This is a genomic window from Lentzea albidocapillata, from assembly GCF_000719115.1.
Lineage (GTDB): Bacteria > Actinomycetota > Actinomycetes > Mycobacteriales > Pseudonocardiaceae > Lentzea > Lentzea albidocapillata.
The window spans coordinates 171,265-194,655 of sequence record NZ_JOEA01000012.1 but is presented as its reverse complement, the minus strand read 5'-3'; the positions used below and the strand labels follow the sequence as shown (position 1 = coordinate 194,655).

Genomic DNA, 23,391 nt, shown 5'->3' with positions numbered 1-23,391 from the left:
ACGGATCGAGGCCAAACTCAGGCAGCCAGCGCGATGACCGGCACCGTCTGACCCATGGCTCGCGCGTACAGCGCCTCGAAGCGCTCCAGCGTCGTGCCCAGCGCGTGGTGCGAGATGATCTCGCTGCTGGCCGCGCCCATCCGCGCCCGCATCGGCGCGTCGTGCACCAGCGTGTGCAGGCGCTGGGCCAGCTGGTTGACGTCGCCCGGCTCGAACAGCCAGCCGTTGCGGCCGGAGTGCACCAGGTGCGGCAGTGCCATGGCGTTCGCGGCGATCACCGGCTTGCCCGCCGCCATCGCCTCCATCGTCGCGAGGCTCTGCAGCTCCGCGACGCCGGGCATGACGAACAGGTCGCAACGGGCGTAGGCGTCGAGCAGGTCGTCCTCGGAGACGAAGCCGTGGAACCGCACGCGGTCCGTGATCTCCAGGTCACGGGCCAGGAGTTCCCACTCCGCCTTGCACGTGCCGTCGCCGACGATCTCGCCGAACGCGCCGGGCACGCGGGCCAGGGCGCGCAGGAACTCGTCGACGCGCTTCTCCTCGTCCAGCCGGCCGACGAACAACGCGGTCGGACGGTCGTTGTGCGTCACGGAACGCTGGTAGCGGGCGATGTCGATGCCGCACGACACGGGCACCGCGGCCGTGGGGAAACCGCTGTCGTGCAACAGCTGCACGGCGCGCGGGGTCGGCGCGGTCACGACGTCGGCGCGGCCGAAGACGCGGGCCAGGTCGCGGTAGGCGAACTTGCGGGCCATACCCTGCAGGAACGCCGGCACGTGGGCGTGGCTGAACAGGTTCTCCGGCATGAAGTGGTTCGTGGCGAGCGTCGGGATGCCCTGGGCGACAGCGGAGTTCAGGACGAACCGGCCCACCACGAAGTGCGCCTGCACGTGCACGACGTCGGGCTTGAGCGACTTGATCAGCGCGTCGGCTTCCTTGGAGGCCTGCCATGGCAGGCAGAAGCGGAAGTCCGGGTAGAACGGCAGCCGGTGCGACCGGAGCCGGTGGACTGTCACACCGGGGATCTCCGTGGCCTTGGGCGAGTCCGGGGCGATGACATGGACGTCGTGACCCTTCTCGGCGAGGCCGACCGCCAGGCGCTGCGCGAAGCGCGCGGCACCGTTGACGTCCGGCGGGAACGTGTCGGCGGCGATGACGACGCGAAGCGCGCTGGAGGTGTTCACGAGAAGCTCCGTTCGGATGTTTTCACGAGGTTGACGAGCAAGTGCGAACACGCCGCAAACGGCGGCGAGAGCGCAGGCGAACAGCGCGACACCGGTCAAAGGAGACAGATGCGCGGCTTCGCCGAGCAGGAAGGCACCGAGGCCCACGGCGACCAGTGGGTCCACCACGGTCAGGCAGGCGACGGCGAGATGAGGGGGTCCGCCGGCGTAGGCGTGCTGGACCAGCCAGCCGCCGACGGCGAGTGAGAGGGCGATGCCGAGCACGGACGCGAGGTGCGAGAGCCCGAAACCGCCTTGCTGCACGGACTGGGAGACGGCGCGCATCAAGACCGACACGTAGCCGTATGCGACGCCACCGGCTGAGGCGAACGCAACGGCGCGAACGCGTGCGTTCGACGTAAGGGCTGCGATCACGCCCGGCACCGCGATCAGGCCGAGAGTCACGAGTCCGGCGGTGAGTTCGATGTCCGGCGCGACCTTCGTCGCGGTCGCACTGCCCGAGGCAAGCAACACGAACGCGCCCACACCCACGGTCGTGAGCAGGATCGCCGGCAACTCACGGAAACGGCGGTCCATCAACGCGGTCATGCCGATCGCGAGCACACCGATCGGCTGCACGACCGTCAACGGCGCCATGCCCAGCGCGGCAGCGTGCACCCCGGCACCGGCGACGAGCAACGCGAGCCCACCGAGCCACCGGGGCTGCCTCAGGACACTGGCACGGGCTCCGGTCGAGGCGATCGCGTCGTGCTGCAGGCGGGCCGCGAGGGCGAAGCACACGGCACCGAACACGGCGAGCGTGATGGCGATCATGGTCATGAGGTGCGCCTCACCTGTAGTGCCGCGATGGCGAAAAGGAGCCCGTAAAGTGAAGCGAACAAAACGCGTTCCGTAAGTCCGCGTGCCTCGAAACCGGCGAAGGAAACGTGGCTGACCAGAAAAGCCGCGCTGGAGACACTCGCCGTTATTGCGACACCGAACAGAGCCGGAAACTTGCGGGCGATGAGCACACCGGCCGCGGGCAACGCCATGAACATGACCGCGCCGGCGTACCGGTGGATGTAGCCCGACATGGACGTCGGCGCCCCCGTCGGATCGGTCGGGAAGATCGTCGACACGGTCAGCCCTGCCGACCAGATGCCGATCAGCCACTGCGCTGACCTGCCTACACCGTGCAGGTTGACGGCCAGCAAAGCCGAGACGGCCGCGAGACTAAGAGACGTCGCCGCGAGCCAGCCCGTGCCGTTGTCCACGAACACGTAGTCGCTGATCACGTCCGTGACCGGGTTGAGCTGACCTGCCGACATGACATGCAGGTAGAAAATCGGGACCAGTGAGAACACCAGGCCCCCGACCACCAGTCCCCGTCTTTTCTCCCCCGCTTCGATCACGGGAAAAGTCTCTTCCGAATGCCGTGATCAACCAATGGGGAACTCCCCCGAGCGAACCCTGAGGTGTCCCTGAGTCGCCGGGGTAGGGCTAGCCCCACCTTTTTCAGCTCTGCTTCTCCGAATGGGCCGAATGACCCAGCTGCGTGCGGGTCGCCCGGACCGCCTAGGCTGCGTGCTCGTGAGCCCGAATCCCCAGCCTGCGGTGGAAGTGTCGGGGCTGGTCAAGAGATACGGCTCGAAGACCGCCGTCGACGGCCTCGATCTCGTTCAGCAGCCCGGCACCGTTCTCGCCCTGCTCGGTCCCAACGGCGCGGGCAAGACGACGACCGTCGAGATCTGCGAGGGCTTCCGCACGGCCGACGACGGTTCCGTGCGCGTGCTCGGGCTCCCGGCCGGCACCGAGGCGCTGCGGCCCCGCATCGGCGTGATGCCGCAGGGCGGTGGCGGGTATCCCGGCATCCGCGCCGAGGAGATGCTGAACCTCGTGGCCGCGTGCGCGAAGAACCCGCTCGACCCGAAGTGGCTGATCGACGTCCTCGGGCTCGGTGGCGCGGTGCGCACCCCGTACAAGAGGCTCTCCGGCGGCCAGCAGCAGCGCCTGTCGCTCGCGTGCGCGCTGATCGGCCGCCCCGAGCTCGTGTTCCTGGACGAGCCGACCGCGGGCATGGACCCGCAGGCACGCCGTCTGGTGTGGGACCTCGTGGGCGCTCTCAAGGACGACGGCGTGTCCGTGCTCCTGACGACGCACCTCATGGACGAGGCCGAGTCGCTTGCCGACGACGTCGTGATCATCGACGAGGGCCGCGTGGTCGCGCAGGGCTCGCCCGCCGAACTGACCGCGAACCGGCCGGACGACCAGCAGCTGCGGTTCCGTGCCCGGCCCGGTCTCGACACCACGTTGCTGTCCGCCGCACTGCCTGAGGGGTTGAAGGTGCGCGAGGCGACGCGGGGCGCGTACGTCGTGGAGGGTCTGATCGACCCGCAGGTCGTCTCGACCGTCACGTCGTGGTGCGCGCAGCAGGGCGTGCTGGCCGAGGAACTGACGGTGGCCAAGCGCAGCCTCGAAGACGTTTTCCTGGAGCTGACCGGCAGGGAGCTGCGCTCGTGACCACCTTCGCTCCCGGCACGTTCAAGCCCTCCCCCGGCCGCGGATCACTGCCGCGCATGCTGTTCGTGCACGCGCGCACCGAGGCGACGCTGACGTTGCGCAACGGCGAGCAGATCCTTCTGACGGTGATCATCCCGCTGGCGTTGCTGGTGGCGTTGTCGCTGATGTCGGTGATCCCGATGCCGGAGCCGCGCGTCGGGTCCGCCACCGCGCGGATCTTCGCCCTGGCGATCATCTCGTCGGCGTTCACCGGGCAGGCCATCGCGCTGGGCTTCGACCGGCGTTACGGCGTGCTGAAGCGACTGTCGGCCTCGGCGCTGCCCCGCTGGCTGCTCGTCGCCGGACGGGTCTGCGGCGCGCTGGTCGTGGTCGCGCTCCAGATCGCGTTGCTGGCCGTCACGGCGCTGTTCCTGGGCTGGCGCTTCCCGTTGAGTGGCCTGCCGTGGGTGGTGCTGCTGATCGTCCTGGGCACGCTGACGTTCGGCGCGCTGGGCGTGCTGCTGGGCGGTTCGCTGCGGGCGGACATCGTGCTGGCCCTGGCGAACATCATCTGGTTCGTGCTGCTGATGGTCGGCGGTGTGGCGTTGTCGGTGCCGGTCGGGTTCGTGCACCTGCTGCCGTCCGCCGCATTGGCCCAGGCGCTGGAAACCTCTGTGGTGCACGGCACGGCACCGGGTGTGGGCCCGGTCGCAGTGCTCGTGGCCTGGGGTGTTGTCGCGGGTGCTCTGGCTACCCGGACGACAAAGCTCACCTGATGTCGTGAGTGTTTTCCGTCGCCCCAGCGACGGAAAACACTCACGACATCAGTCCCCGCTTCTAGGGGTCGGCACAGCGAGACCTACCATCAAGGCGTGTCGAAGCTGACCGCCTTCCTCGTGTCCTGGCAGCGCGCTTTCGCGATTGCCGTCGTCATCGCGCAGGCCGGAATCGCGGTCACCGGGTCGATCGTCCGCGTGACCGGCTCCGGGCTCGGCTGCCCGACGTGGCCCGAGTGCGTCGACGGCAGCGTCGTCCCGGTGGAGCACCCCGAGGTCGCGGCCCTGCACCAGTGGGTCGAGTTCGGCAACCGGACGCTGACGGGTGTCGTCGGCATCATCGCGGGCCTGTGCGTGCTGGCGGCGTGGTTCCACCTGCCGCGACGCAGGCGGGTGCTCGTGCTCTCGCTCGTCCAGCTCGTCGGCGTGGCCGTGCAGGCGGTCGTCGGCGGCATCACGGTGCTGACGGGCCTGGCCTGGTACACCGTCTCGATCCACTTCATGATCTCGATGGGCCTGGTGTGGATGGCCGTGCTGCTCGTGAGCTCGCTGTCCGAGGGCGACGGCCCGGTCAGGCTGAAGGTGCCGGCACCGTTGGTGAAGCTCCAGGTCGTCATGGCCGTCGTGCTGGGCGCGTTGCTGCTCGCGGGCACCTGGGTGACGGCCGCAGGGCCGCACGCCGGCGACGCGTCGACGCCCCGCCTGGGCGTCGACGTCGAGACGCTCGCGCAGATCCACGCGGACCTGCTGTTCCTGTTCCTGGGCCTGCTGATCGCGGTCGGGTTCTTCACCCGCACCCGCACCTACTGGACTTTGGTCGGCGTCGTGCTCGCTCAGGGCACTCTGGGCATGGTCCAGTACTGGACGGGTGTGCCGGAGGTGCTCGTGTCGATCCACGTGCTCGGTGCCGGTGCGGTTGTCGTTGCCACGGCGGCACTCTGGACGTCGTCGCGGGAACGCACGCACGAGGTCGAACTGCCTGCTTCTGACGATCAGGCGCTCAGCAAGGCCTGAGCCTCACCCTGGTCGTTGTGCCCGGCCCAGTTCGCGGGCGTGGCCTCGAAGTTCACGTCGGTGATGGTCCGGTCGGCGCCCGCGTCGAGCAGAATCCGGATGATCGGCAGGTGGCCGCGTTCGGCCGCGAGGTGCAGCGCCGTCACGCCCTCGCCGTGCATCGGACCGCCGAACGTCGTGCGCTGGTTGGGATTGGCGCCCAGGTCGAGCAACGTGCGGGTGGCGTTCTCCAGCCCGCACCAGGCCGCCCACGCGAGCGCCGTGCCGCGGTAGACGTCCGCGTCGATCCTGGCACCGCGTTTGAGCAGGTCGCCCAGGATCTCGGTGCGGTCGTTGCGGGCGGCCCACGACAGCGCCTCGTCGAGCACTTCCTGCGGGTCGTTCGTCGGCCACCAGCGCGGAAACCCGCTGTGCGGGCGGTAGTAGCCGCGCCGGGCCTCCGGTTCGGCCGCCAGGTCCAGGTCACCCAGACCGGCGGCCGTGCGCAGGTTCGGCGGGTGAACTCCGTGCTGCGCCAGCAGTTCGGCTGTTTTGACGTTGCCCCAGAACAACGCGACCGTGAGCGGTGTGCCGCCTTCGCCCCGTGCGTCCAGATCGGTGCGGGCACCCTTGGCGAGCAGCAGCCCGGCCAGGCCCGGCAGGTTCGCGTAAGCCGCCTGGTGCAGCGCCGTCCAGCCGTGGACGTTCTGGTGGTCGATGTCCGCGCCGTCGTTGAGCAACACCTCGACGAGGCGTTCGTCGCACTTGGCCGTCGCGAGGCCGAGCAGGTCGTTCCCGTTGGTGCCACTGGCCTTCACGAGCCACGGGTCGCGCGTGATGATCGCCTTCAGCTCACCGGGGTTCTGCATCTCGATGGCCTGGTAGGCGCGGGCGAACGGGCGCGGCTTGCGAATGTTCGCCCTGAGCGCCTTCCAGTCCTCGCAGCCGTGGGCCCTGGCGAGCACCATGTGCGCGCCCTCGTCCGTCAACGGCACGTCGTCGAAGACCTCAAGCGCACCCGGCACGCCGTCCCACGCGGAAGCGAGCAGACCACGGGCCCGCTCCTCGTAGTACTCGATGTCATCGCGAAACGGGTGCCACATGGCACCACGCTACTTCGGTGCGGCAGGCCTGCGCTCCCACAAAGCGGGGAGTTCCTCCGAGAGCCAACCGTAGAGTTTGTCGACGGTCCTCAGCCGCATCGACCGCTCCGGATCGCCACTGAGCAACCGCATGCCGTCGTCGGTGAGCGTCTGGACGCTGGCGATCGCGTCGAACTTGCGCTGGATGAAGTCCGTCCAGGCCTTCTCGTTGATCCGGTACTCGGCCGCCTGCCGCCCACGCCGGGTCCGCTTGGTCACCAGCCCGACGTTGACCAGGTACTTCAGGTTCGTGCTGATCGACCCGCTACTGGCCTCCAGCTCCTGCGAGAGCTCGGCGGCGGTGCGCTCGACCGGCTGGCACACCAGCAGGTAACCGAGGATGCGGCCTCCGATCAGCGGGATGCCCTCCTCGGCGAAGTGGGCCGCGAACCGCTCGATCCAGGCCGACAGGCGGGTCTCGCGTCCGACGCTCATCTCAGTGATCCCTTTCGGTCGACACTGAAACTATCGTAGCGATCTTGTCAACAGCTAAGTGCAACCAGGCGGTTGCAATAGGAGGCAGGACGTGCAACCATCGGTTGCACTTCACCTCCGACATCGACAGGGACGTACCGATGGACACGACCGCACTTCGCAGCGCCTACAAGAAGTTCCTCGACGTGGCGACGGAGCCCGGCCTCGGCGATGCCGGGGACGGAGGCTGGAACGCCGACCAGGTGCTGGCCCACGTTCTCAGCGTCGACGCGGCGGCCGCCGCTGTCGCACTCGGCGTCGTGTCCGGTGCACGCCCCACCTTCGACAACCGGATCTGCCTCGACCACTGGAACCTCGACCGGATCATCGCCGAGCATTCCGGCAGAGCCGGCCTGATCACCCACGTCCGCCACCAGGCGGCAGTCCTCTGCGACATCGCCGATCAGCTCAGCGAGCAGGCCGCCGCGGTTCTGGTGCCGTCATTCCTCATGTCCGGCGACATGCTCGTGCTGGACCAGCCGCTCGCACTCGCCGATCTCGTCAACGGTCTTGCCGAGAAACACGTACCCGGGCACACCCGGCAGTTGGCCGACCTGCGGCCTTAGACCGCAGCCGGCCGCAGCAAGACCCGGCATCGGTCACATCAGCGTCCACCATCACGAAACGGAGGCTAGAAGACCAAAGCCTCCCGGCCTCCGCTACGTCAGCAGATCAACCAGAACATGTAAGCGCTTGGACAAAGCCCAAGTCAGCAGACAGGCGCGAGCGGAGTCGTCTCGTCGCTGGCCACTAGAAGACGTCGAACTCCTGCCACTGGACGCAGGTGGGGCGCTCGGCGGTGCGCATGAACTCGTGCAGCGCCTCCCGCAGTTGAGCCAGCGAAACCACGGAGTCGGACGGGAACGCGACGTCGGCGTCGCGGTCCAGCCACAGCGTGGCCGTCGCCGGCTCGGACTTCGTGGTCCAAGCGCGGCGAGCCTGGGCGTCCATCAGGTAGAGGGCGGCGGTGCCCGATTCTCTGTCCGTGGCGAACTTCAGCTGGTGGTCCGGGAGGCCCAGCGCACCCACGGTGGGTCGCCCGTCGGCGACGACCACCGTCGGATGCGGCTGGTGGTTGGCAAGCACGTCGTCGAGGAGCGCGTCGAGCGCGGCGGCCGTGTACACGGCAACCGGCTCGTCGTCATCGTCGACGTCGCGGAAGTACCAGACGCTGAGCGAATTAGTCACCTGGCTTCCTTTCCTCGGTGAACCCGTGTTGCCCGTGGGTCGTGAATCACGAGTGTTTGGCCTGGTAGCAGTATCTCTTGCAGCAGCTTGGCGCAGGAATACGGCCCCCTGCACATCGGGTTGTTGATGACCAGTTCCACCGATCGACACCGCCGGCGCGCATTCGCCACGCCACCTTGGCCTCGACGTGGACCCCCAACGTCACCCGTGCTCCAGCCGGTCCAGGCGGATAGCCACGTGCGAACAGGAATTCGGCGATCTCGTCGTGTTCGCCGTCAGGCTCATATCCGCTACGAACCGACTCGGTGTAGCCATCCGGATCGACGTACTTTCCGGTGGTCTTGCCGTCATAGGCGGGGAGCGTCGCCCGCTGTTGCGCCGACCAGGAAAGATCGGGTGGAACAGGCTCTGCGCCTGCGCCTGCGCCGAGAAGCGACCTCAGATGTCGGCAATCCGTTCCGACACCTGTTGCGCTTGGGTGACCAGATCACCTACACCGACGTGCGCGTCGTTCCAGTGCCGCAGGACAGCGGAGTAGTCGTCCTCGTGCCTGCTTCCGCGGCCGGCAGGACCGAGCAGCTCACAGGCGTCCTTGGCCAGACTCTCGGCCTGCCGCAGCGCGTTGATGAGCTGCTCTGCCTTGAGCAACACCTCACGCAGGCGCTGCCCGACCTCCCCCAGGGACACCACGGGCCAACGGACTCCTAACGGGCAGAATCGCCCTTCACGTCGGTGAGGAACGCGGTCCACGACTCCGCCGACACCGGCAGATGCGTGGCCGGAGCCTTGCTGTCCCGAACGCCGACACCACGCCCCACCTCGACACAGTTGTCAGCGGTGCTGCTGTAGCTGCTCTTGCGCCAGTCGGTCATTGGAGGCCCTCCAAAATGTCGTCGATCACCGCCCTGGATTGTTCACGATCGAGGGCGACGGCGGCGAGGCGCTTCACCCTGTCCTCGTAGAGCGCGACGGTTTCCTTGTCGTCGAAGAACAACCCGCAGTTCAGAGTGTCCAGAAAGACGAGTGGCGGGTACTTCGGGAACTTCATCACCCGGAAGTCACCCGACACCCCGGGGTGCGCGCCGATCGACCTGGGGATGACGTGGAAGTTGATGTACTGCCGCACCGACATCCGCAGGAGGTGCGCCAACTGCTCGCGCCACACCTCTTCGCCGCCTACAGGCAGCAAGAGCGCCTGCTGATGCACGTAGAAGGTGAACGTCCGGCCTGGCCGCAGAATCTCCGCTCGCGCCATCCTCGCCGCCACGACCTTCGGGACGTCCTCCTTCTCGTGAGGTCCGGCCTGGGCGACGGCGTACGCATAGTCATGGGTTTGCAGCAGGCCGGAGACGAGGTTCATCGACCACGCGACGATCGCGCTGGACTCCTTCTCGTGGTTGATGAGCGTGCGCAGCTGGTCCGGGACGCCGTCCTCGGGAAAGAGGATGAACCCCTTCTCCCCCGCCTCCAGGAACAACGCCATCAGATGCCGTCGTTCGGCCAGCGACAGGCGGCAGTAGGCGAGCAGCACCTCGACCTCGTGCGCGGTGACGCCACCCTTGCCGTTGACGAGGTCGGACAGCTTCGACTCGTCCCAGTCGAGCTCTTCGGCCAGCTGGCGTTGTGTCAGGCCGGTTTTGGCGATGGCGGCGCGGAGGCCGTTGCCGAACTCGCGGCCCACGACGTTCGACTCTCTTTTGGGCATGCGAAAACGCTAGGAGGCGAATGCCTCACAGCTCCATCGTTTCAGCTCAAAAAGCCCTGAAAGAGATCTGCTTGGAAAATCTCCAAGCCAGGAACGAAAGCCCTGATCAGCGGCATCTTCGCGAGAGATCCGCTGGATCGAACGTGACCCAGGCCGTGCTGGTGATCGCCACTGTCCCAACGGTACCGGACGTCAGCGTCGCGACATGGGAATAGACACCGTTGGACAGCCGGTAGCAATAGATGGCCAGACCGTCTTGGCCGATCATCTCGACGCGCCAGTAACCTTCCACGCCGGCAGCCGCGAACGCCGCCGGCTTCTCCAGCCCGTCGGTCTTCTTCGTCGGCGGGCTCACGACCTCGACGATCAGCGTCACGTCGCGGACGTCGACCGAGTCTGCATCGATGAACTCGGACGTCACGACGACATCGGAGATGAAGCCGAGCATGCTGTCGACGCGGACGCCGATCGCAGTCAGCGCTTCCATGCCCTCGCGCGCGACAGCCGCGTCGAGGAGGGTTCGGAGACGGTCTCCCACTCGCTGATGCTGCAGGGCAGGAGCGGCATGGACGACGAACCGCCCGCCCACCAGATCGATGCGGCGGCCTTCCTGGGGATCGAGGCTCTCCCAGTCGTCCAGGGTGTAGCCCTCCAGCCGCCCGGCATCGGTCACATCAGCGTCCACCATCATGAAGCGGAGGCTAGAAGGCCAAGGCCTCCCGGCCTCCGCTTCGTCAGCAGATCAACCAGAACGTGTGAGCGCTTGGAGAAACTCCAAGTCAGCAGACAGGCGCGAGCGGAGTCGTCTCGTCCGGCCCAGCCCGCCGGCGCCACCGGTCCAGCTTCGCGTGCTCGGTCAGCGAGATCAGCGTCTCCCGCACGGAAAGCCGCACGCGCGGATCGCAGTTCACGACCGGCACATCGGGCGAGATGCCCATGCCGCGGATGATGGCCTTCACGTCCGACCGGACCGAGGAGTGCACGTTGTTCAAAGCGAGCACATAAGGAATTCGGTGGTCCTCGAAGTACCGCATCGCGTCCACGGAGTCCGCGGGGCGCATCACGTCGAACAGCACCACGGCACCCACGGCGCCGCGCACCACGTCGCCCCAGCCCGCGCGCGCGTCCTGCCACTGCGGCGCCACGAAGAGGTGCAGGGCGAGGCCCGGGTCGAGCCACACGCGGCCGAACTGGATGCGCACCAGTTCCGTCACGGCACCAGCGCGTTCCGGCGGGAGTGCGTTCATCGTCAGGAGATCGTTCTCCACGATGGACCTGATGAAAGTGCTCTTGCCCACGCCGAAGCCACCGGCGACGACGATCTTGGCCGAGGTCAGCTCCCGACCGGGTGGCCCAGGAGGGCCGAATTCGGGAAATCTAGAGCCGACGTAGTCCACTAAGCACTCTCTCCATCAACCCGAGGTCCGGCGTACCACCGCCTGCGGAAGCGGTCTGGTGCACGTCCACCAGGCCTCGTTCCGCCATGTCACCGAGCAACACCTTCACGACTCCCAGCGGGAGACGCATCAGTGCGGCCACTTCCGCGACGGATCGCGGGGAGTGGCACAGCTCGACGACGCGTTGGTGCTCAGCCTGCAAGATACCTGCAGACTGCCGACTCTGATCATTGGCGGAGACAAGTGTCTCGATCTCCAGGTCGATGTTGGACCGAGTGCGCCCACCCGTCCAGGCATATGCACGAACGATCGAGGCGTCGTAAGTCTCCTGAACGGAGGACTCGACGGTCCGGACATCTTCTTGCGGTACAACGGGAGTCGCTTCCCGCGCGGGCACCTGCTCCGGCGTGGGCGGCCGCTTTCGGCCCGAGTCCAGGGAAAACCCGTTCATCAGGTCGGCGAACGTCTGCTCCGCGGGCGTTTCGTCCCGCTTGCGCCGTCGGTGTGCGTCAGGGAAGGAACTCATGGATCACCTCACGCTGTGCAGCTGCGCTCGCAGTTCGGGAGTGAGGATCTGGCCTACCTGCTCGACGACCACGGTCATCTCGTAGGCGACTTGGCCGACGTCGCTGTCGGGAGCGGCGAGTACCGCCAGACAGGACCCGTCTCGAATGGACATGAGGAGCATGATCCCGTAATCCATCTCGATCACGGTGCGCAACACTCCGCCACCTTCGAAACATCGTGAGGCGGCCATGGTGAGGGCCGCGACTCCCGACGCGATGGCGGACAGCTGGTCCGCGCGGTCCGGCGGCAGACCTGTCGACTTGGTGAGCAGCAAGCCGTCCACCGAGATCACGATCGCGTGGGCGACACCGGCCACGCGATCGGTGAAGTTCGTGATCAACCAGCCGAACTGGTCGACCTGGCGCGACTGAGGCGTGCTCATGCCTTCTCCCCGTTGTACTGGCCGTTCCCCTGGCCGCTTCCATTCCCGTTGCCGCCGAGCGGCGCCTGGCGCAGGCCCGTCTGGTAGCTGGCGAGAAAGCCTCGCGCCCGTTCCGGATCGCGCTTCTGGCTCACAGCGGGACGTGCGCTGTTCTCGGAGTGTTCCGCGAGGTCGGGTAGCAGGTTCTTACGTGGCGCCCGTTTCGGCAACCCGGCATCGGTCTCCCCTGCGTCGGTGACGGGGTCTCCGGCCTGCTCCCAGACCGTCCCTCCGGGCTTCTTGCCGAACCAGGATGCCACTACCGACGGTGACGACGCAGGTGAGGGTCCGGGGTGGGGTCGTGCCGACGAATGATCACCGTTGACCGATTCGCCCGAGACTCCGCCCCTGAACCAGGCGGACGTCGTCTCACTTGGTGACTCGGGCGGCACACCGTTGTGCTGTGCCGACGCGGGCCGGGGTGTGCGCTGGGGCAGCGACTCGTCGATCGCGGCGCCGCGGAACGACATCCACTCGGCGGACTCGCGCGGGCTGTCGATCGCCGGCGCGGGTGCGGGTGGCGGCGCCAGGTTCGGCGTCTTCACGACGACGTGCGGCTGCCTGGGAAGGGCTGACTTCGGCTGGGGCAGCGCGGCGTGCCGCGGCTGGGACGGCGCCGGGGCCTCCTCGTGCGAGCGCACGAGCTCCGCGGGCACGAGCACGAACGCGCGCAGGCCCTCACGGCCCTCTCCCGCGCCGCGCAGCCGGACGGTGATGCCGTGGCGGCCCGCGAGCCTGCCGACGACGAACAGGCCCATCTGACGCGAGACGGGCACGTCCTCCTCGGTGCCGGTCGAGAGCCGCTCGTTGGCCTCGGTGAGTTCGGCCGGGCCCATGCCGATGCCCTGGTCGGCGACCTCGACGAGGACGGCGCCCTGCTGGTCGACCCGCGAGCCGATCATGACCTGGGTGGTGGGCGCGGAGAACGCGGTGGCGTTGTCCAGCAGCTCCGCGACGAGGCGCACGAGGTCGCTGGCCGCGTAGCCGACGATCTCGACCGACGGCGTCGACTTCACGACGACCCGCTGGTAGTGCTCGATCTCCGACGCGGCGGCGCGCAGGACGTCCGCGAGCGGGACGGGCTGGTGGAACCGGCGGGCCACGTCGGTGCCGGACAGCACCATCAGGTTCTCGTTGTTGCGGCGCATGCGCGTCGCGAGGTGGTCGAGCTTGAACAGGTTCGCGAGCTGCTCGGGGTTCTCCTCGTGGCGCTCGAGCTCCTCCATGAGCTTGAGCTGGCGCTCGACGAGGCCCTGCGAGCGGCGCGACAGGTTGACGAAGATGTTCTTCATGCCCGACCGCAGCGACGACTGCTCGACCGCGCCGCGGATGGCCTGCTCGTGCACGGCGTCGAAGGCGCGGGCCAGCTGGCCGAACTCCTCGCTGGTGTGCACGGGCACCGGTTCGATCTCGGTGTCGGGTCTGCGGTCGGCGCGGATCGCGGCGACGACCTCGGGGAGGTGATGGTGCGCCACGTCGAGGGCGGAGCGGCGCAGCTGGGACAGCGAGCGCAGCAGGTAGCGGCCGATGACGAAGCCGAGTGTGCCGGCGATGAGCAGCATCGCGAGCAGGATGACCGCGGCGGCACCCGCCTTGTTGGACGTGTCGTCCTGCAGGGCGCCGGCGGTGCCGGCGAGCTCGTCCTGCAGTTCGCGGACGACCTGTTCCATCAGGCGCGCGGTCGTGCCGGACGACCTGTTCCAGTCGTCGACGGCGATGCCGAACTCCTGCGGCGGCTTGGGCTGGCCGGGACGCGGCGCGGGCGGCGGGGTGCCGTCGGGCTGGGTGAGCGCGCGTTCCACGAGCGCGGTGCGGTTCGCGACGGAGGCACCGGTCACGGTCTGGTCGTAGGTACGGCGCTGTTCGGTGGTGCCGGTGGCCTGGAAGTCGTTCAGGCGGTCCTGCAGGCGGATGTCGGACTGCTCCAGCGCGCGGACCTCGGGGCCGAGGAGCTTGCCGCGGCCGATCCCGGCTAACACGAACGCGTGCTGCAGCGAGACCTGCTCCTGCGCGATGACCATGTTGTGCAGCGCCGCCGCGGTGCCCGAGATGGCGCTGTCGTTGAACTGGCCGACGAGCGCCTGTTCGAAGTCCAGCAGCGACTTGATGATGGCGGTGTAGCCGTAGGTGCCGCCGGACGGGTCGCCGCCGTCGCCGCCCTGGGCGACCTTCTCCCGCAGGTTCTTGAGCGTCTCCAGCTGACCGCCGGCCTCGGCGAAGCGCTGGCGGGACACGTCGCTGACGCCGTCGGTGCGGTCGATCCGGCGGCGCACGGTCGAGGCGGCGTTGTCGGTGGCGCTGATCTGGTTCTGGTAGGCGCCGACGCCGGACCCGCTGGTGGCGCTCTGCGCGGCGAGCGTGCGTTCCTGCTGGACGCTGGAGATCAAAGGCGCGAGATCCGCCCTCAGCCGAACCAGGCCCTGCATCTGCACGTAGTTGTTCGACCGGTCGACGTAACCGGAGATCTGCAGTGCGCCCGCGCCGACGGCCACCGTCACCGGGACGAGCAGCACGACGCCGAGCTTGACGGGCAGGCGCCAGTTGCGCCAGTCGCTGATCTTTCTCCACTCGACATTCACGAAATGATCCCCAAGGCGCGTTCGAAGTGCCCCACTATCGGCTACCTCCTGGCCTGGTGAATCCCCGCGAGTCGATGTCCCCGCAGCTCGATATCTCCATCAGCCGTATCGGGTGTGAGCGGATAGTAGGCCAGAGATCGTGACGCGACAACGACCTGGGGCGTGCTCGATCGATCACCCAGGGTGACAGCGGACCTTTTGGGGTGGTCCTGCGGGTTCCAGGGATTGACTCACCGCCACGCGTGGTTACGCTTGCGCCTCCCAACCCCGGATCGGACGCGCTGTGTGCGCGGAGCCTCGCCGGGCACTCCCCGTAACGAATGCGAGCGGTTGATGACGAAGGCGCTGCCCTCCGTGTCACGCCCGGCCACCCCTGGTTTCGCCACCTTTGACGAGCCACATCACTCATTGCTTGTCGATGGTGACGGTGAGCCTGATTTCGATGCCATCCAAACGAGTGAGGCTTTCCTCGACCTGAAGCGCCGGGTGAAGCGTTTTATTCTCCCGGCGACGCTGCTGTTCCTCGCTTGGTACGTCACGTTCGTATTGCTTTCGGCTTACGCCGCCGACTTCATGAGCACTCCGCTGTTCGGAACCGTGAACGTCGGCTTGACGATGGGATTCCTCCAGATCGTCACCACCATCATCATCACAATGGCGTACGCGCGTTACTCCAAACGGAAGCTCGACCCGCAGGTCGACAAGGTGCGCGCGCTCGTGGAAACCGACGAGGAGCTCGCGTGACCGGGGCGAACACCGCGATCAACCTGTCCGTCTTCGGCATCTTCGTGCTACTGACGCTTTACATCGTGTACCGGGCCTCGACCCGGAACGTGAGCGCGTCGGACTACTACGCGGCGGGCAGCAGTTTCACGGGCACGCAGAACGGCATCGCGCTCTCGGGCGACTTCTTGTCCGCGGCGTCGTTCCTGGGCATCTCCGGCGCGATCGCCGTGAACGGCTACGACGGCTTCATGTACTCGATCGGATGGGTCGTCGCCTGGCTGATCGGTCTGATGCTGATCTCGGAACGGCTGCGCAACACCGGCCGTTTCACCATGGGCGACGTCATGGCGTTCCGCATGCGACAGCGCCCCGTGCGCGCGGCCGCGGCGAACTCGACCCTGGTCATCTCGATCTTCTACATGATCGCGCAGATGGCCGGCGCCGGCGGTCTGATGGCGCTGCTGCTGGACGTGCACAGCAAGATCGGCCAGGCCATCATCATCGCGGTCGTCGGCATCGTCATGGTGCTGTACGTGCTGGTCGGCGGCATGAAGGGCACCACGTGGGTGCAGATCATCAAGGCCGTGCTGCTGATCCTGACCGTGTCGCTGCTGACGATCTTCCTGATCGGCAAGTTCGGCTTCGACTTCTCCTCGATGCTCGACCGCGCGGCGCAACGGTCGCCACTGGGCGAGGCCGTCCTCTCGCCGGGCGTGAAGTACGGCGCGTCGGACCTGTCGAAAATCGACTTCATCTCGCTGGCCCTGGCGCTTGTTCTCGGCACGGCATCTCTCCCCCACGTGCTGATGCGCTTCTACACGGTGCCGAACGCCCGTGAAGCGCGTAAGTCCGTCGTGTGGGCCACGTGGATGATGGCGATCTTCTACTCGTGCACGCTGGTCATCGGCTTCGGCGCCATGGCGCTGGTAGGCAGCGACAAGATCAACAACGCTCCCGGCGGCGAGAACTCGGCCGCGCCGCTGCTGGCGTTCCAGGTAGGCGGCACGGTCCTGCTGGGCATCGTCTGCGCGGTGGCGTTCGCGACGATCCTCGCCGTGGTCGCGGGTCTGACGCTGACGGCGTCGGCCTCGTTCGCGCACGACGTCTACGCCAACGTGATCAAGCACGGCGAGGCCGACCCGCGCGACGAGGTCCGCGTCGCCCGCATCACCGCCGTGTGCGTGGGCGTGCTGGCGATCGTCGGCGGCATCGCGGCGAACGGCCAGAACGTCGCCTTCCTGGTCGCTCTGGCGTTCGCCCTGGCCGCGTCCGCGAACCTGCCGACGCTGCTGTACTCGTTGTTCTGGAAGCGTTTCAACACGCGCGGCACGCTGTGGAGCATCTACGGCGGCCTCACGTCGTGCGTGCTGCTCATCATCTTCTCGCCCGCGATCTCCGGCTCGAAGTCGTCGGTGTTCCCGGACGCCGACTTCGCGTTCTTCCCGCTGTCGAACCCCGGCATCGTGTCGATCCCGCTGTCGTTCCTGGCCGGGTTCCTGGGCACGATCATCGGCGGCGAGAAGGCGGACGCGGCCAAGCAGGCCGAGATGGAGGTGCGCGGCCTGACCGGCATCGGCTCAGGTCTGCGCTAGCAACCCTTCGACCGCCTTGTTGAAGAGTGCGGGGCGTTCCAGGTTCGGCATGTGGGCGGCGCCGTCGACCACGACCAGCGTCGAACCCGGAACGCGCTCGCTCATGTACTCGGCCGCGCTGACCGGCGTGTACTCGTCGTCGCTGCCGACGATCACCAGCGTCGGCACGGTGATCCCGGTGAGGGTCTCGGTGTAGTCGGGCCGTTCCGCGCGGCCCCGCAACGCCGCCGCCGCACCCTCCGGTGGTGCGTTGTGCATCAGCCCCGCGACGAACTCGCCGGCCTCCGGGTTGTCCGGCGCCACCATCTTCCACTTCACCTCGGTGGCGTAGCCGGACATGCCCTCGCGCAGCAGCCGGTCGGCCATGTCGTTGCGGTTGCGGCGGCCGTCCTCGGTCTCGGCCTGCGCGAACGTGTCGGCGAGGATCAGGCCGCGCAGGCGTTCGGGGAACGTTCGCGCGAACTCCATGACGATCTGCCCGCCCATCGAGAGGCCGCCGAGCACCACCTTCTCGATGCCGAGGTGGTCGAGCAGCCCCGCGATGTCGGCGGCGAAGACGTCCAGCGGCGTGATGCCGGGGACGACGGTGGTCTCGCCATAGCCGCGCAGGTCCGCGGCGATCACGCGCCAGCCGTTCGTGCTGAAGTGCTCTGCCTGCGGGCGCCACATCGTGCGGTCGAAGGGATGGCCGTGCACGAGCACCAGCACGTCGTCACTGGTGCCTTCGTCGTCGTAGCCGATGGTGATGCCGTTGACGCTCGCGGTGGTCATACCCCGACCCTAGCCTCGGGAAGCGGCCTCCTGGATGACCTTGCTGAACCGGGAGACAGCCTCGCCGGTCGTAAGCTTGAAGCCCAGCGACGGCTCGGTCAGCTCCAGTTCGAGCAGCAGCGGTTCACCGTCGGGCCCCTCGACGACGTCCACGCGGGCGTAGAGGAAGTCGCTGCGCCGCAACGAGAGCAGCTCCGCGGCGACGTCGAGCACCTGCTCGGCGAGCGCGACCTGACGCGTAGTGGGCTCGATGCCGGCCAGCCGCTCCTCGACATAGAGCCCCGACTCGGCCTCGGCGAGGCCCTGGGCCAGCATCGGTCCTTTGTGGAACGAGTGGGAGTAGTCGCCGGCGAAGAACACCAGCGCCGTCTCACCGTGGGCGTCCACACTGGACTGGTACGGCTGCACCAGCGCGGTCACGCCGAGGGCTTCCAGGTGCGCGCGGGCCTCGGCGTGACCGGTGAACCGGCCGGCACCGCGCGAACCCGCGCCGACCGCCGGCTTCACCACGAACTCGCCGTCCGGGAAGACCGGCTCCTCCCCCGGCCGCACGACCGCGGTGGGCACGACCGGGACTCCGCGCGCGGCGAGCTCGGCCATGTACGACTTGTCGATGTTCCAGCGGACCACCGGCAGCGGGTTCGCGAGCATGGGCACGCCGGCGCACCACGCCAGGAACTCGTCCAGGTGGTCGGGGTAGTCCCAGGTCGTGCGCAGGACCACGAGGTCCGCCTCGACCTCGCCGCCCCACGGCTGCCACTCGACGTCGACGCCGTCGCGCTGGAGGGCGGCGACGAGCGACTCCTCGTCACCGTCTCCCAGGGGCAACCGGCCGCAGGAGGCGAACACGACCTTCATGACTGCATCTTGGCCATCTTGCGGCGGTGCGCGGGGCCGATGGTGGTGGCGGCGGTGGTCTCGCGGTCCCATTCGGCCTGCTCGACGCCGTCCGCGGCTTCGACGGCCTTGGTGGCGGACTCGACGTCCTTCACCATCACGTCGCCCATGGCGCCGTCCGCGCCGACCAGCACGATCCGCGCGCCTGCCCGGCCGATCGGTTCGACGACGGCCCTGACCGGCGTGCCCTCCTTGCCGTGGGCCTTCACGAACTCGGCGATGCGCTTCTGGGTGGTGTGATCAGACATCCCCACACTGTAAAACCAGCGGGTAGCTTCGGTCGGGTGACCACCGACACGCTCACGTCGTTCCTCTCGTGGTACTTCGACCACCATCCCGCCCACGCCGCCCGAGTCGGCTCGCTTCCGCACTACTCGACCTTCGGGGACTTCTCCGCGGCGGCGTTCGAGCAGCGGGCCAGGGAGAGGGAGACCTGGCTGGCACGGCTGGAGGCGTCGCCCGAGTCGGTGGACCGCGATCTCGCCGTGTCGGTGCTGCGTGGGGCGACGGCGATGGAGGCGTGGCCGGGCTGGCGGCGGGACCCGCACGAGTACACCGGGATGATCTTCTTCGGGCTGCTGGGGCCGTTCCTGCACGGGTTGCTGCCCGAGGCCGAGCTCGTCACGTCGACCGTCGCCAAGCTGCGCGAGGTGCCGTCGGTGCTCGCCGCCGCCGAAGCGAACCTCGACGCGTCGCTGGCGTCGTCACTGGTCGTGCTGCGCACGCTCGGTCAGGTGCGGACGGGGCGCGCGTTCCTGCTGGACCAGCTGCCGCAGCAGGTGTCGTCACCCGAACTGCGCGCGACGCTGGTCGCGGCCGCCGTCCCCGCGGCCGACGCGTTCGACCGGCACGCGGTGTTCCTGGAGGACCTCGCCGTGCGGGCCGGGGGCGACTGGCGGATGGGCGAGAAGCTCTACTCGGCCTTGTTGCAGGACAAGGAGTTGCTGGGCTACGGAGCGCCGGAGCTGCACCAGCGCGGGCAGGACGCCTACGCGGCGCTGGAGGCCGAACTGGTCGAGCTGGCGGGGTCGCCGGACTGGCGTGCGGTGATGAGTTCGTTGCAGGACGACCACCCGCCGACCCTGGAGGCGATGCGCTCCGAGTACGAGGCGGAGACCTCGCGGGCGCGCGCCGCGTTGATCGAGCACTCGCTGGTGACGATGCCCGAGGGCGAGGACTGCCAGGTGGTCGGGTCGCCACCGTTCCAGCGGGCGCTCATGTCGGTCGCGAGCTACCTCGGGCCGCCGGCACTGACCTCGAAGCGGACCGGTTTCTTCTTCGTGCCGTTCACGCCGGACGGAGCGTCGGACGAGCAGATCACGCAACGCCTGCGCACCAACTCGCGGTCGCAGCTGCCGACGATCTCGGTGCACGAGGCCTATCCCGGCCACCACTGGCACTCGGCGTGGCTGGCGGCGCAGGGCCCGGCGCACCCGCTGCGGAAGGTGTTCCGGACGTCGTACTTCTCCGAGGGCTGGGCGCTGTACTCGGAGAAGCTGCTGCGCTCGGTCGGGTACTACACGTCCCAGGGCGCTCTGATGAGCCACGTCGAGGCGCGGCTGTTCCGGGCGGCGCGGATGATCGTCGACACGGCGTTGCACTGCGGCGACATGACTCCCGCCGAGGCCGAGTCGTTCATGGTGGCGCGCACGGCCTTGACGCCGGGCACCGCCACTGGCGAGGTTAAGCGGTACTGCGCGTGGCCGACGCAGGCGCCGTCGTACCTGACCGGGGCGTTGGAGATCGACCTGATCCGCGACGAGTACCTGGCCGCGGGGCTGGGGTCGTTGCGCGAGTTCCACGATCGGATCGCGGGATCCGGCGCGCTGCCGCTGGGGCTCGCGCGCCGGGTCGCCCTGGGCGAGGACTAGGCAGGCGCGTAGGCGCGGCCTGCCGCCGTCAGCGAGGTGCCGGTGGACAGGCCGGTCGGGCTGGTCCTGCTGGACAGCGTGAACCACGCGTAGCGCTCCACGAAGGACAGCCCGTTGAGCATCCTGGTCGACGCGGTGATGAACGCGGTCTGCTGCTGCTGGCTCGGGTAGACCGCGCGGCCGGAGCGCCAGTCGATCAGCGCGTACTCGGTGAGCCAGATCGGCTTCTTGTAACGGTTGTAGACGTTGCGCAGGTACGACTCCAGGTGCCCGGTGGCCTTGTCGGAGAAGTCCTGGCCGTACCAGTGGATCGGGATGAAGTCGACGCGGAGGTTGCGCGCCTTCGCCCCCGCCATGAACCGGTCGAGCCAGCCGCCCGCGACGTCACCGCCGAACGCGACCCCCGGCGCGCCGAGCCTCAGGCCGGTGCTCTGCAGGCGTGGCCACAGGTCGAGCGCGCGTTCGACGGTCATGTTCGCCTGGCCGGCCATGTCGGGTTCGTTGAACCCCAGCAACTGCCGGCCGTTGGCCTTCGCCCTGTTCAGCTCGGCGTCGGTGACACTGGCCGCGCCCCAGATCATGGGGACGAACTCGGCGTTGCTCTGGATCCCGCGCCGGTCCGAGGCCCAGGTGTAGTACCAGCGGGCGTCGAGCGCGGTCATGGCGGCGCCGGCCGGGCCTGGGTCGTCGGCGGCGTTCACGCCCTTCTTGGCGGAGGCGGCGTGGGATGGAAGCGCTCCCACCAGTAGCAGCAATGCGATCAGCAGCAGGGATGTTTTTCGCATGGACCGGTCATACCAGCGCTGAGTGCTGTCCGTCGCTGTGGGAACACCGCACGCGGGCGGAACGGGCCGGCTGCCCTCATGCTGGAGGGCGGCGGTGGGTTCCCAATCGGCGGGAGCGGGAACATCGGGGCCGAGGCCTGGGTTGACCGGGTTGAGTCGATCAAGGAGGACAGATGCCCAAGGCAGTGGTGGTGCGTTCGGCCGGTGGCCCCGAGGTGCTGGAGCACACGGACGTCCCGTCGCCCGTGCCCGGTGACGGCGACCTGCTGGTGAAGGTGAGCGCCGCGGGCGTCAACTACATCGACACCTACCAGCGCAGCGGCCAGTACCCGCTGACGTTGCCCACCGCCCTGGGACTCGAAGGCGCCGGCGAGGTCGTGGCGAGCAACTCCCCGGACTTCGCCGCCGGCGACAAGGTCGCGTGGATGGGCGTGCTGGGCAGCTACGCGTCCGAGGTCGTGGTGCCGGCCGCCTCGGCGGTGCGGGTGCCGGACGGGCTGGACGTGGAACTGGCCGCGGCCTCGCTGCTGCAGGGCATCACGGCGCACTACCTGATCCACTCGACGTACGTGGTCAAGGAAGGCGACCGGGTGCTGGTGCACGCGGCGGCCGGTGGCGTCGGCCTACTGCTGACGCAGTGGGCGAAGTCGAAGGGCGCCACCGTCGTCGCGACGGTGTCGACCGACGAGAAGGAGGCGCTGGCCCGCGAGGCCGGGGCCGACCAGGTGCTGCGGTACGGGGACTTCGCCTCGCAGATCGAGAAGGTCGACGTCGTCTACGACGGCGTCGGCGCCGACACGTTCGACCAGTCGCTGGCGTCACTGAAGCCGCGCGGCATGCTGGCGCTGTTCGGGGCCTCGTCCGGGCCGGTGCCGCCGGTGGACCCGCAGCGGCTCAACGCGGCCGGGTCCGTGTACCTGACGCGGCCGTCGACCGGGGCGTACCTGCTCGACCGCGCGGAACTGGACTGGCGGGCGTCCGACCTCTTCGGAGCGATCGCGTCGGGAACGCTGAACATCCGGATCGGCGGCCGGTACAAGCTGGAGGAGGCGGCGCAGGCGCACACCGACCTGCAGTCGCGCAGGACGACCGGCAAGCTGCTGCTCCTGCCCTGAGCCCAGAACGAAACGGGCCCCCGGTGCTCCGGGGGCCCGTTTCGCTTTTCGGATCAGGCGGCGGGGGTGACCTTCACGCCGTCGATGACGAAGACGAGCGTCTCGTTCGCCTTGATGCCCTGGCCGCCGGGGCCGTAGCCCTTCTCCGGCGGCACGATCAGCAGGCGGCGGCCCTTCTCCTTGAGCCCGACGATGCCCTCGTTCCAGCCGTCGATGACCTGCGCCTGGCCGACGTTCTCGACGTCGAACGGCTTCTTGCCGAACGAGGTGTCGAGGATCTTCTTGTCGGAGAAGGTCGTGAGCTGGTAGTCGACCGTGGCCGTCGTGCCCGCCTTCACCTCGGCGCCGGTGCCCACCACCAGGTCCTTGATGATGAGCTCGCTGGTGGGCTTGCAGTTCGGGATCTCGACCTTGGGCGCCGAACCGAAGTCGCCGGTGACCTTGAAGTCGTCGGCCTTGCAGGGGTTCGTGGGGGCGGCGGCGGTCGACGACGATCCGCCGGCCGAGGGCTGGGCCGACCCGGCGCACCCGGCGAGGCCGGTGGCCGCAAGCGCCACAGAAGCGATGAGCAGGACGTTACGCATGGTGGGTGAGGGTATTCGGCCGGGTGTGAGCGGCGTGTAGCAACCCTCGCGGCCGTCCGGACCATGACACCCGGCATGGGTGCATGTGGGTGGGGTGGTCCCGCTCATCGGACCCGTTCGGGGGCGGCGGCGACGGCGCGTCACCG

The 23,391-nt window shown here is 68.4% G+C and carries 27 protein-coding genes; 8 read left to right on the top strand and 19 right to left on the bottom strand.

What is annotated here, in order from left to right; all coding sequences use genetic code 11:
* Positions 1-17 precede the first annotated feature (17 nt).
* Complete coding sequence (locus tag IG04_RS0119800) at positions 18-2,003, bottom strand: glycosyltransferase (RefSeq protein WP_030478156.1); 1,986 nt, start codon at positions 2,001-2,003, stop codon at positions 18-20.
* A complete protein-coding gene (locus IG04_RS0119795) occupies positions 2,000-2,575 on the bottom strand; it encodes a DUF998 domain-containing protein (protein ID WP_051770247.1) in 576 nt (191 codons plus the stop codon). Before IG04_RS0119795 ends, IG04_RS0119800 begins: the two co-directional genes overlap by 4 nt.
* Before the next feature lie 202 nt (positions 2,576-2,777).
* Here IG04_RS0119795 and IG04_RS0119790 point away from each other — a divergent pair, with 202 nt between their 5' ends.
* From IG04_RS0119790 to IG04_RS0119780, 3 genes are all read left to right on the top strand, one after another.
* Positions 2,778-3,683, top strand: a complete 906-nt coding sequence (locus IG04_RS0119790; RefSeq protein ID WP_030478154.1) for an ABC transporter ATP-binding protein — start codon at positions 2,778-2,780, stop codon at positions 3,681-3,683.
* Positions 3,680-4,438: an ABC transporter permease gene (locus IG04_RS0119785; protein ID WP_030478153.1), complete on the top strand. Its 759-nt coding sequence runs from the start codon at positions 3,680-3,682 to the stop codon at positions 4,436-4,438. The genes IG04_RS0119790 and IG04_RS0119785 overlap by 4 nt, the downstream gene beginning before the upstream one ends.
* A gap of 96 nt (positions 4,439-4,534) precedes the next feature.
* Positions 4,535-5,452, top strand: a complete 918-nt coding sequence (locus IG04_RS0119780) for a COX15/CtaA family protein (RefSeq protein ID WP_030478152.1) — start codon at positions 4,535-4,537, stop codon at positions 5,450-5,452.
* Here the strand turns inward: IG04_RS0119780 and IG04_RS0119775 are convergent.
* On the bottom strand, positions 5,431-6,534 hold the full coding sequence (locus tag IG04_RS0119775; protein WP_030478151.1) for an ankyrin repeat domain-containing protein: 1,104 nt from the start codon (positions 6,532-6,534) through the stop codon (positions 5,431-5,433). The genes IG04_RS0119780 and IG04_RS0119775 overlap by 22 nt on opposite strands.
* 9 nt (positions 6,535-6,543) lie before the next feature.
* Positions 6,544-7,008, bottom strand: a complete 465-nt coding sequence (locus IG04_RS0119770) for a GbsR/MarR family transcriptional regulator (RefSeq protein ID WP_030478150.1) — start codon at positions 7,006-7,008, stop codon at positions 6,544-6,546.
* 140 nt (positions 7,009-7,148) lie between these two features.
* Here IG04_RS0119770 and IG04_RS0119765 point away from each other — a divergent pair, with 140 nt between their 5' ends.
* Positions 7,149-7,613 carry a hypothetical protein gene (locus tag IG04_RS0119765; protein ID WP_051770269.1) on the top strand — a complete coding sequence of 155 codons (465 nt, stop codon included), beginning with the start codon at positions 7,149-7,151 and terminating at the stop codon, positions 7,611-7,613.
* A 184-nt stretch (positions 7,614-7,797) separates the two neighbouring features.
* Here IG04_RS0119765 and IG04_RS47225 read toward each other — a convergent pair whose 3' ends face one another.
* The 10 genes from IG04_RS47225 to IG04_RS0119720 form a co-directional block, all read right to left on the bottom strand.
* On the bottom strand, positions 7,798-8,235 hold the full coding sequence (locus IG04_RS47225) for an Imm1 family immunity protein (RefSeq protein WP_030478148.1): 438 nt from the start codon (positions 8,233-8,235) through the stop codon (positions 7,798-7,800).
* Positions 8,232-8,405, bottom strand: coding sequence for a DddA-like double-stranded DNA deaminase toxin (locus tag IG04_RS48975; protein ID WP_420843992.1), 174 nt, complete (start codon positions 8,403-8,405; stop codon positions 8,232-8,234). Before IG04_RS48975 ends, IG04_RS47225 begins: the two co-directional genes overlap by 4 nt.
* Before the next feature lie 268 nt (positions 8,406-8,673).
* The gene (locus tag IG04_RS0119755) at positions 8,674-8,925 is read right to left on the bottom strand and encodes a hypothetical protein (protein WP_030478147.1); all 252 of its coding nucleotides are present in this window, start codon (positions 8,923-8,925) and stop codon (positions 8,674-8,676) included.
* Positions 8,926-8,939: 14 nt separating this feature from the next.
* Complete coding sequence (locus IG04_RS45425; protein WP_084402129.1) at positions 8,940-9,107, bottom strand: DUF397 domain-containing protein; 168 nt, start codon at positions 9,105-9,107, stop codon at positions 8,940-8,942.
* Complete coding sequence (locus tag IG04_RS42705) at positions 9,104-9,940, bottom strand: helix-turn-helix domain-containing protein (RefSeq protein WP_084402128.1); 837 nt, start codon at positions 9,938-9,940, stop codon at positions 9,104-9,106. The genes IG04_RS45425 and IG04_RS42705 overlap by 4 nt, the downstream gene beginning before the upstream one ends.
* Positions 9,941-10,046: 106 nt before the next feature.
* Positions 10,047-10,631, bottom strand: coding sequence for a Uma2 family endonuclease (locus IG04_RS0119740; protein WP_084402127.1), 585 nt, complete (start codon positions 10,629-10,631; stop codon positions 10,047-10,049).
* A gap of 88 nt (positions 10,632-10,719) precedes the next feature.
* On the bottom strand, positions 10,720-11,238 hold the full coding sequence (locus tag IG04_RS0119735) for an ATP-binding protein (RefSeq protein ID WP_144065678.1): 519 nt from the start codon (positions 11,236-11,238) through the stop codon (positions 10,720-10,722).
* Positions 11,239-11,317: 79 nt separating this feature from the next.
* Positions 11,318-11,788, bottom strand: coding sequence for a DUF742 domain-containing protein (locus IG04_RS0119730; RefSeq protein ID WP_084402142.1), 471 nt, complete (start codon positions 11,786-11,788; stop codon positions 11,318-11,320).
* 78 nt (positions 11,789-11,866) lie between these two features.
* Positions 11,867-12,286 carry a roadblock/LC7 domain-containing protein gene (locus tag IG04_RS0119725; protein WP_030478143.1) on the bottom strand — a complete coding sequence of 140 codons (420 nt, stop codon included), beginning with the start codon at positions 12,284-12,286 and terminating at the stop codon, positions 11,867-11,869.
* On the bottom strand, positions 12,283-14,904 hold the full coding sequence (locus tag IG04_RS0119720; protein WP_051770241.1) for a nitrate- and nitrite sensing domain-containing protein: 2,622 nt from the start codon (positions 14,902-14,904) through the stop codon (positions 12,283-12,285). Before IG04_RS0119720 ends, IG04_RS0119725 begins: the two co-directional genes overlap by 4 nt.
* A 333-nt stretch (positions 14,905-15,237) precedes the next feature.
* Here IG04_RS0119720 and IG04_RS0119715 point away from each other — a divergent pair, with 333 nt between their 5' ends.
* Together IG04_RS0119715 and IG04_RS0119710 are read left to right on the top strand one after the other, a co-directional pair.
* Positions 15,238-15,648 carry a DUF485 domain-containing protein gene (locus IG04_RS0119715; RefSeq protein ID WP_030478141.1) on the top strand — a complete coding sequence of 137 codons (411 nt, stop codon included), beginning with the start codon at positions 15,238-15,240 and terminating at the stop codon, positions 15,646-15,648.
* Positions 15,645-17,222, top strand: a complete 1,578-nt coding sequence (locus tag IG04_RS0119710; RefSeq protein WP_030478140.1) for a solute symporter family protein — start codon at positions 15,645-15,647, stop codon at positions 17,220-17,222. The genes IG04_RS0119715 and IG04_RS0119710 overlap by 4 nt, the downstream gene beginning before the upstream one ends.
* On the opposite strand, the gene IG04_RS0119705 is transcribed toward IG04_RS0119710, so the two are convergent.
* From IG04_RS0119705 to IG04_RS0119695, 3 genes are read right to left on the bottom strand one after another with little or no spacing between them, the layout of a single operon-like run.
* Positions 17,208-17,993, bottom strand: a complete 786-nt coding sequence (locus tag IG04_RS0119705) for an alpha/beta fold hydrolase (RefSeq protein WP_030478139.1) — start codon at positions 17,991-17,993, stop codon at positions 17,208-17,210. The genes IG04_RS0119710 and IG04_RS0119705 overlap by 15 nt on opposite strands.
* A gap of 9 nt (positions 17,994-18,002) precedes the next feature.
* On the bottom strand, positions 18,003-18,851 hold the full coding sequence (locus tag IG04_RS0119700; protein ID WP_030478138.1) for an ATP-grasp domain-containing protein: 849 nt from the start codon (positions 18,849-18,851) through the stop codon (positions 18,003-18,005).
* Positions 18,848-19,138, bottom strand: a complete 291-nt coding sequence (locus tag IG04_RS0119695; RefSeq protein WP_030478137.1) for a hypothetical protein — start codon at positions 19,136-19,138, stop codon at positions 18,848-18,850. Before IG04_RS0119695 ends, IG04_RS0119700 begins: the two co-directional genes overlap by 4 nt.
* 36 nt (positions 19,139-19,174) lie before the next feature.
* On the opposite strand from IG04_RS0119695, the gene IG04_RS0119690 reads away from it, so the two are divergent.
* Complete coding sequence (locus tag IG04_RS0119690) at positions 19,175-20,761, top strand: DUF885 domain-containing protein (RefSeq protein ID WP_030478136.1); 1,587 nt, start codon at positions 19,175-19,177, stop codon at positions 20,759-20,761.
* Here the strand turns inward: IG04_RS0119690 and IG04_RS0119685 are convergent.
* On the bottom strand, positions 20,758-21,546 hold the full coding sequence (locus IG04_RS0119685; protein WP_030478135.1) for a glycoside hydrolase family protein: 789 nt from the start codon (positions 21,544-21,546) through the stop codon (positions 20,758-20,760). The genes IG04_RS0119690 and IG04_RS0119685 overlap by 4 nt on opposite strands.
* A 173-nt stretch (positions 21,547-21,719) precedes the next feature.
* Here IG04_RS0119685 and IG04_RS0119680 point away from each other — a divergent pair, with 173 nt between their 5' ends.
* The gene (locus IG04_RS0119680; RefSeq protein WP_030478134.1) at positions 21,720-22,661 is read left to right on the top strand and encodes a quinone oxidoreductase family protein; all 942 of its coding nucleotides are present in this window, start codon (positions 21,720-21,722) and stop codon (positions 22,659-22,661) included.
* A gap of 53 nt (positions 22,662-22,714) precedes the next feature.
* Here IG04_RS0119680 and IG04_RS0119675 read toward each other — a convergent pair whose 3' ends face one another.
* Entirely contained in the window at positions 22,715-23,245 is a 531-nt protein-coding gene (locus tag IG04_RS0119675) for an FKBP-type peptidyl-prolyl cis-trans isomerase (RefSeq protein ID WP_030478133.1), read from the bottom strand.
* Positions 23,246-23,391 lie beyond the last annotated feature (146 nt).

Excerpts from the sequence above, each read along its gene's own strand:
- IG04_RS0119770 (WP_030478150.1), bottom strand. The coding sequence starts at position 7,008 with ATGAGCGTCGGACGCGAGACCCGCCTGTCGGCCTGGATCGAGCGGTTC.
- IG04_RS0119725 (WP_030478143.1), bottom strand. The coding sequence starts at position 12,286 with ATGAGCACGCCTCAGTCGCGCCAGGTCGACCAGTTCGGCTGGTTGATC.
- IG04_RS0119775 (WP_030478151.1), bottom strand. The coding sequence starts at position 6,534 with ATGTGGCACCCGTTTCGCGATGACATCGAGTACTACGAGGAGCGGGCC.
- IG04_RS0119685 (WP_030478135.1), bottom strand. The coding sequence starts at position 21,546 with ATGCGAAAAACATCCCTGCTGCTGATCGCATTGCTGCTACTGGTGGGA.
- IG04_RS45425 (WP_084402129.1), bottom strand. The coding sequence starts at position 9,107 with ATGACCGACTGGCGCAAGAGCAGCTACAGCAGCACCGCTGACAACTGT.
- IG04_RS0119695 (WP_030478137.1), bottom strand. The coding sequence starts at position 19,138 with ATGTCTGATCACACCACCCAGAAGCGCATCGCCGAGTTCGTGAAGGCC.
- IG04_RS0119705 (WP_030478139.1), bottom strand. The coding sequence starts at position 17,993 with ATGACCACCGCGAGCGTCAACGGCATCACCATCGGCTACGACGACGAA.
- IG04_RS0119730 (WP_084402142.1), bottom strand. The coding sequence starts at position 11,788 with ATGAACGGGTTTTCCCTGGACTCGGGCCGAAAGCGGCCGCCCACGCCG.
- IG04_RS0119740 (WP_084402127.1), bottom strand. The coding sequence starts at position 10,631 with ATGATGGTGGACGCTGATGTGACCGATGCCGGGCGGCTGGAGGGCTAC.
- IG04_RS0119765 (WP_051770269.1), top strand. The coding sequence starts at position 7,149 with ATGGACACGACCGCACTTCGCAGCGCCTACAAGAAGTTCCTCGACGTG.
- IG04_RS0119715 (WP_030478141.1), top strand. The coding sequence starts at position 15,238 with ATGACGAAGGCGCTGCCCTCCGTGTCACGCCCGGCCACCCCTGGTTTC.
- IG04_RS42705 (WP_084402128.1), bottom strand. The coding sequence starts at position 9,940 with ATGCCCAAAAGAGAGTCGAACGTCGTGGGCCGCGAGTTCGGCAACGGC.
- IG04_RS0119700 (WP_030478138.1), bottom strand. The coding sequence starts at position 18,851 with ATGAAGGTCGTGTTCGCCTCCTGCGGCCGGTTGCCCCTGGGAGACGGT.
- IG04_RS0119675 (WP_030478133.1), bottom strand. The coding sequence starts at position 23,245 with ATGCGTAACGTCCTGCTCATCGCTTCTGTGGCGCTTGCGGCCACCGGC.
- IG04_RS0119800 (WP_030478156.1), bottom strand. The coding sequence starts at position 2,003 with ATGACCATGATCGCCATCACGCTCGCCGTGTTCGGTGCCGTGTGCTTC.
- IG04_RS0119680 (WP_030478134.1), top strand. The coding sequence starts at position 21,720 with ATGCCCAAGGCAGTGGTGGTGCGTTCGGCCGGTGGCCCCGAGGTGCTG.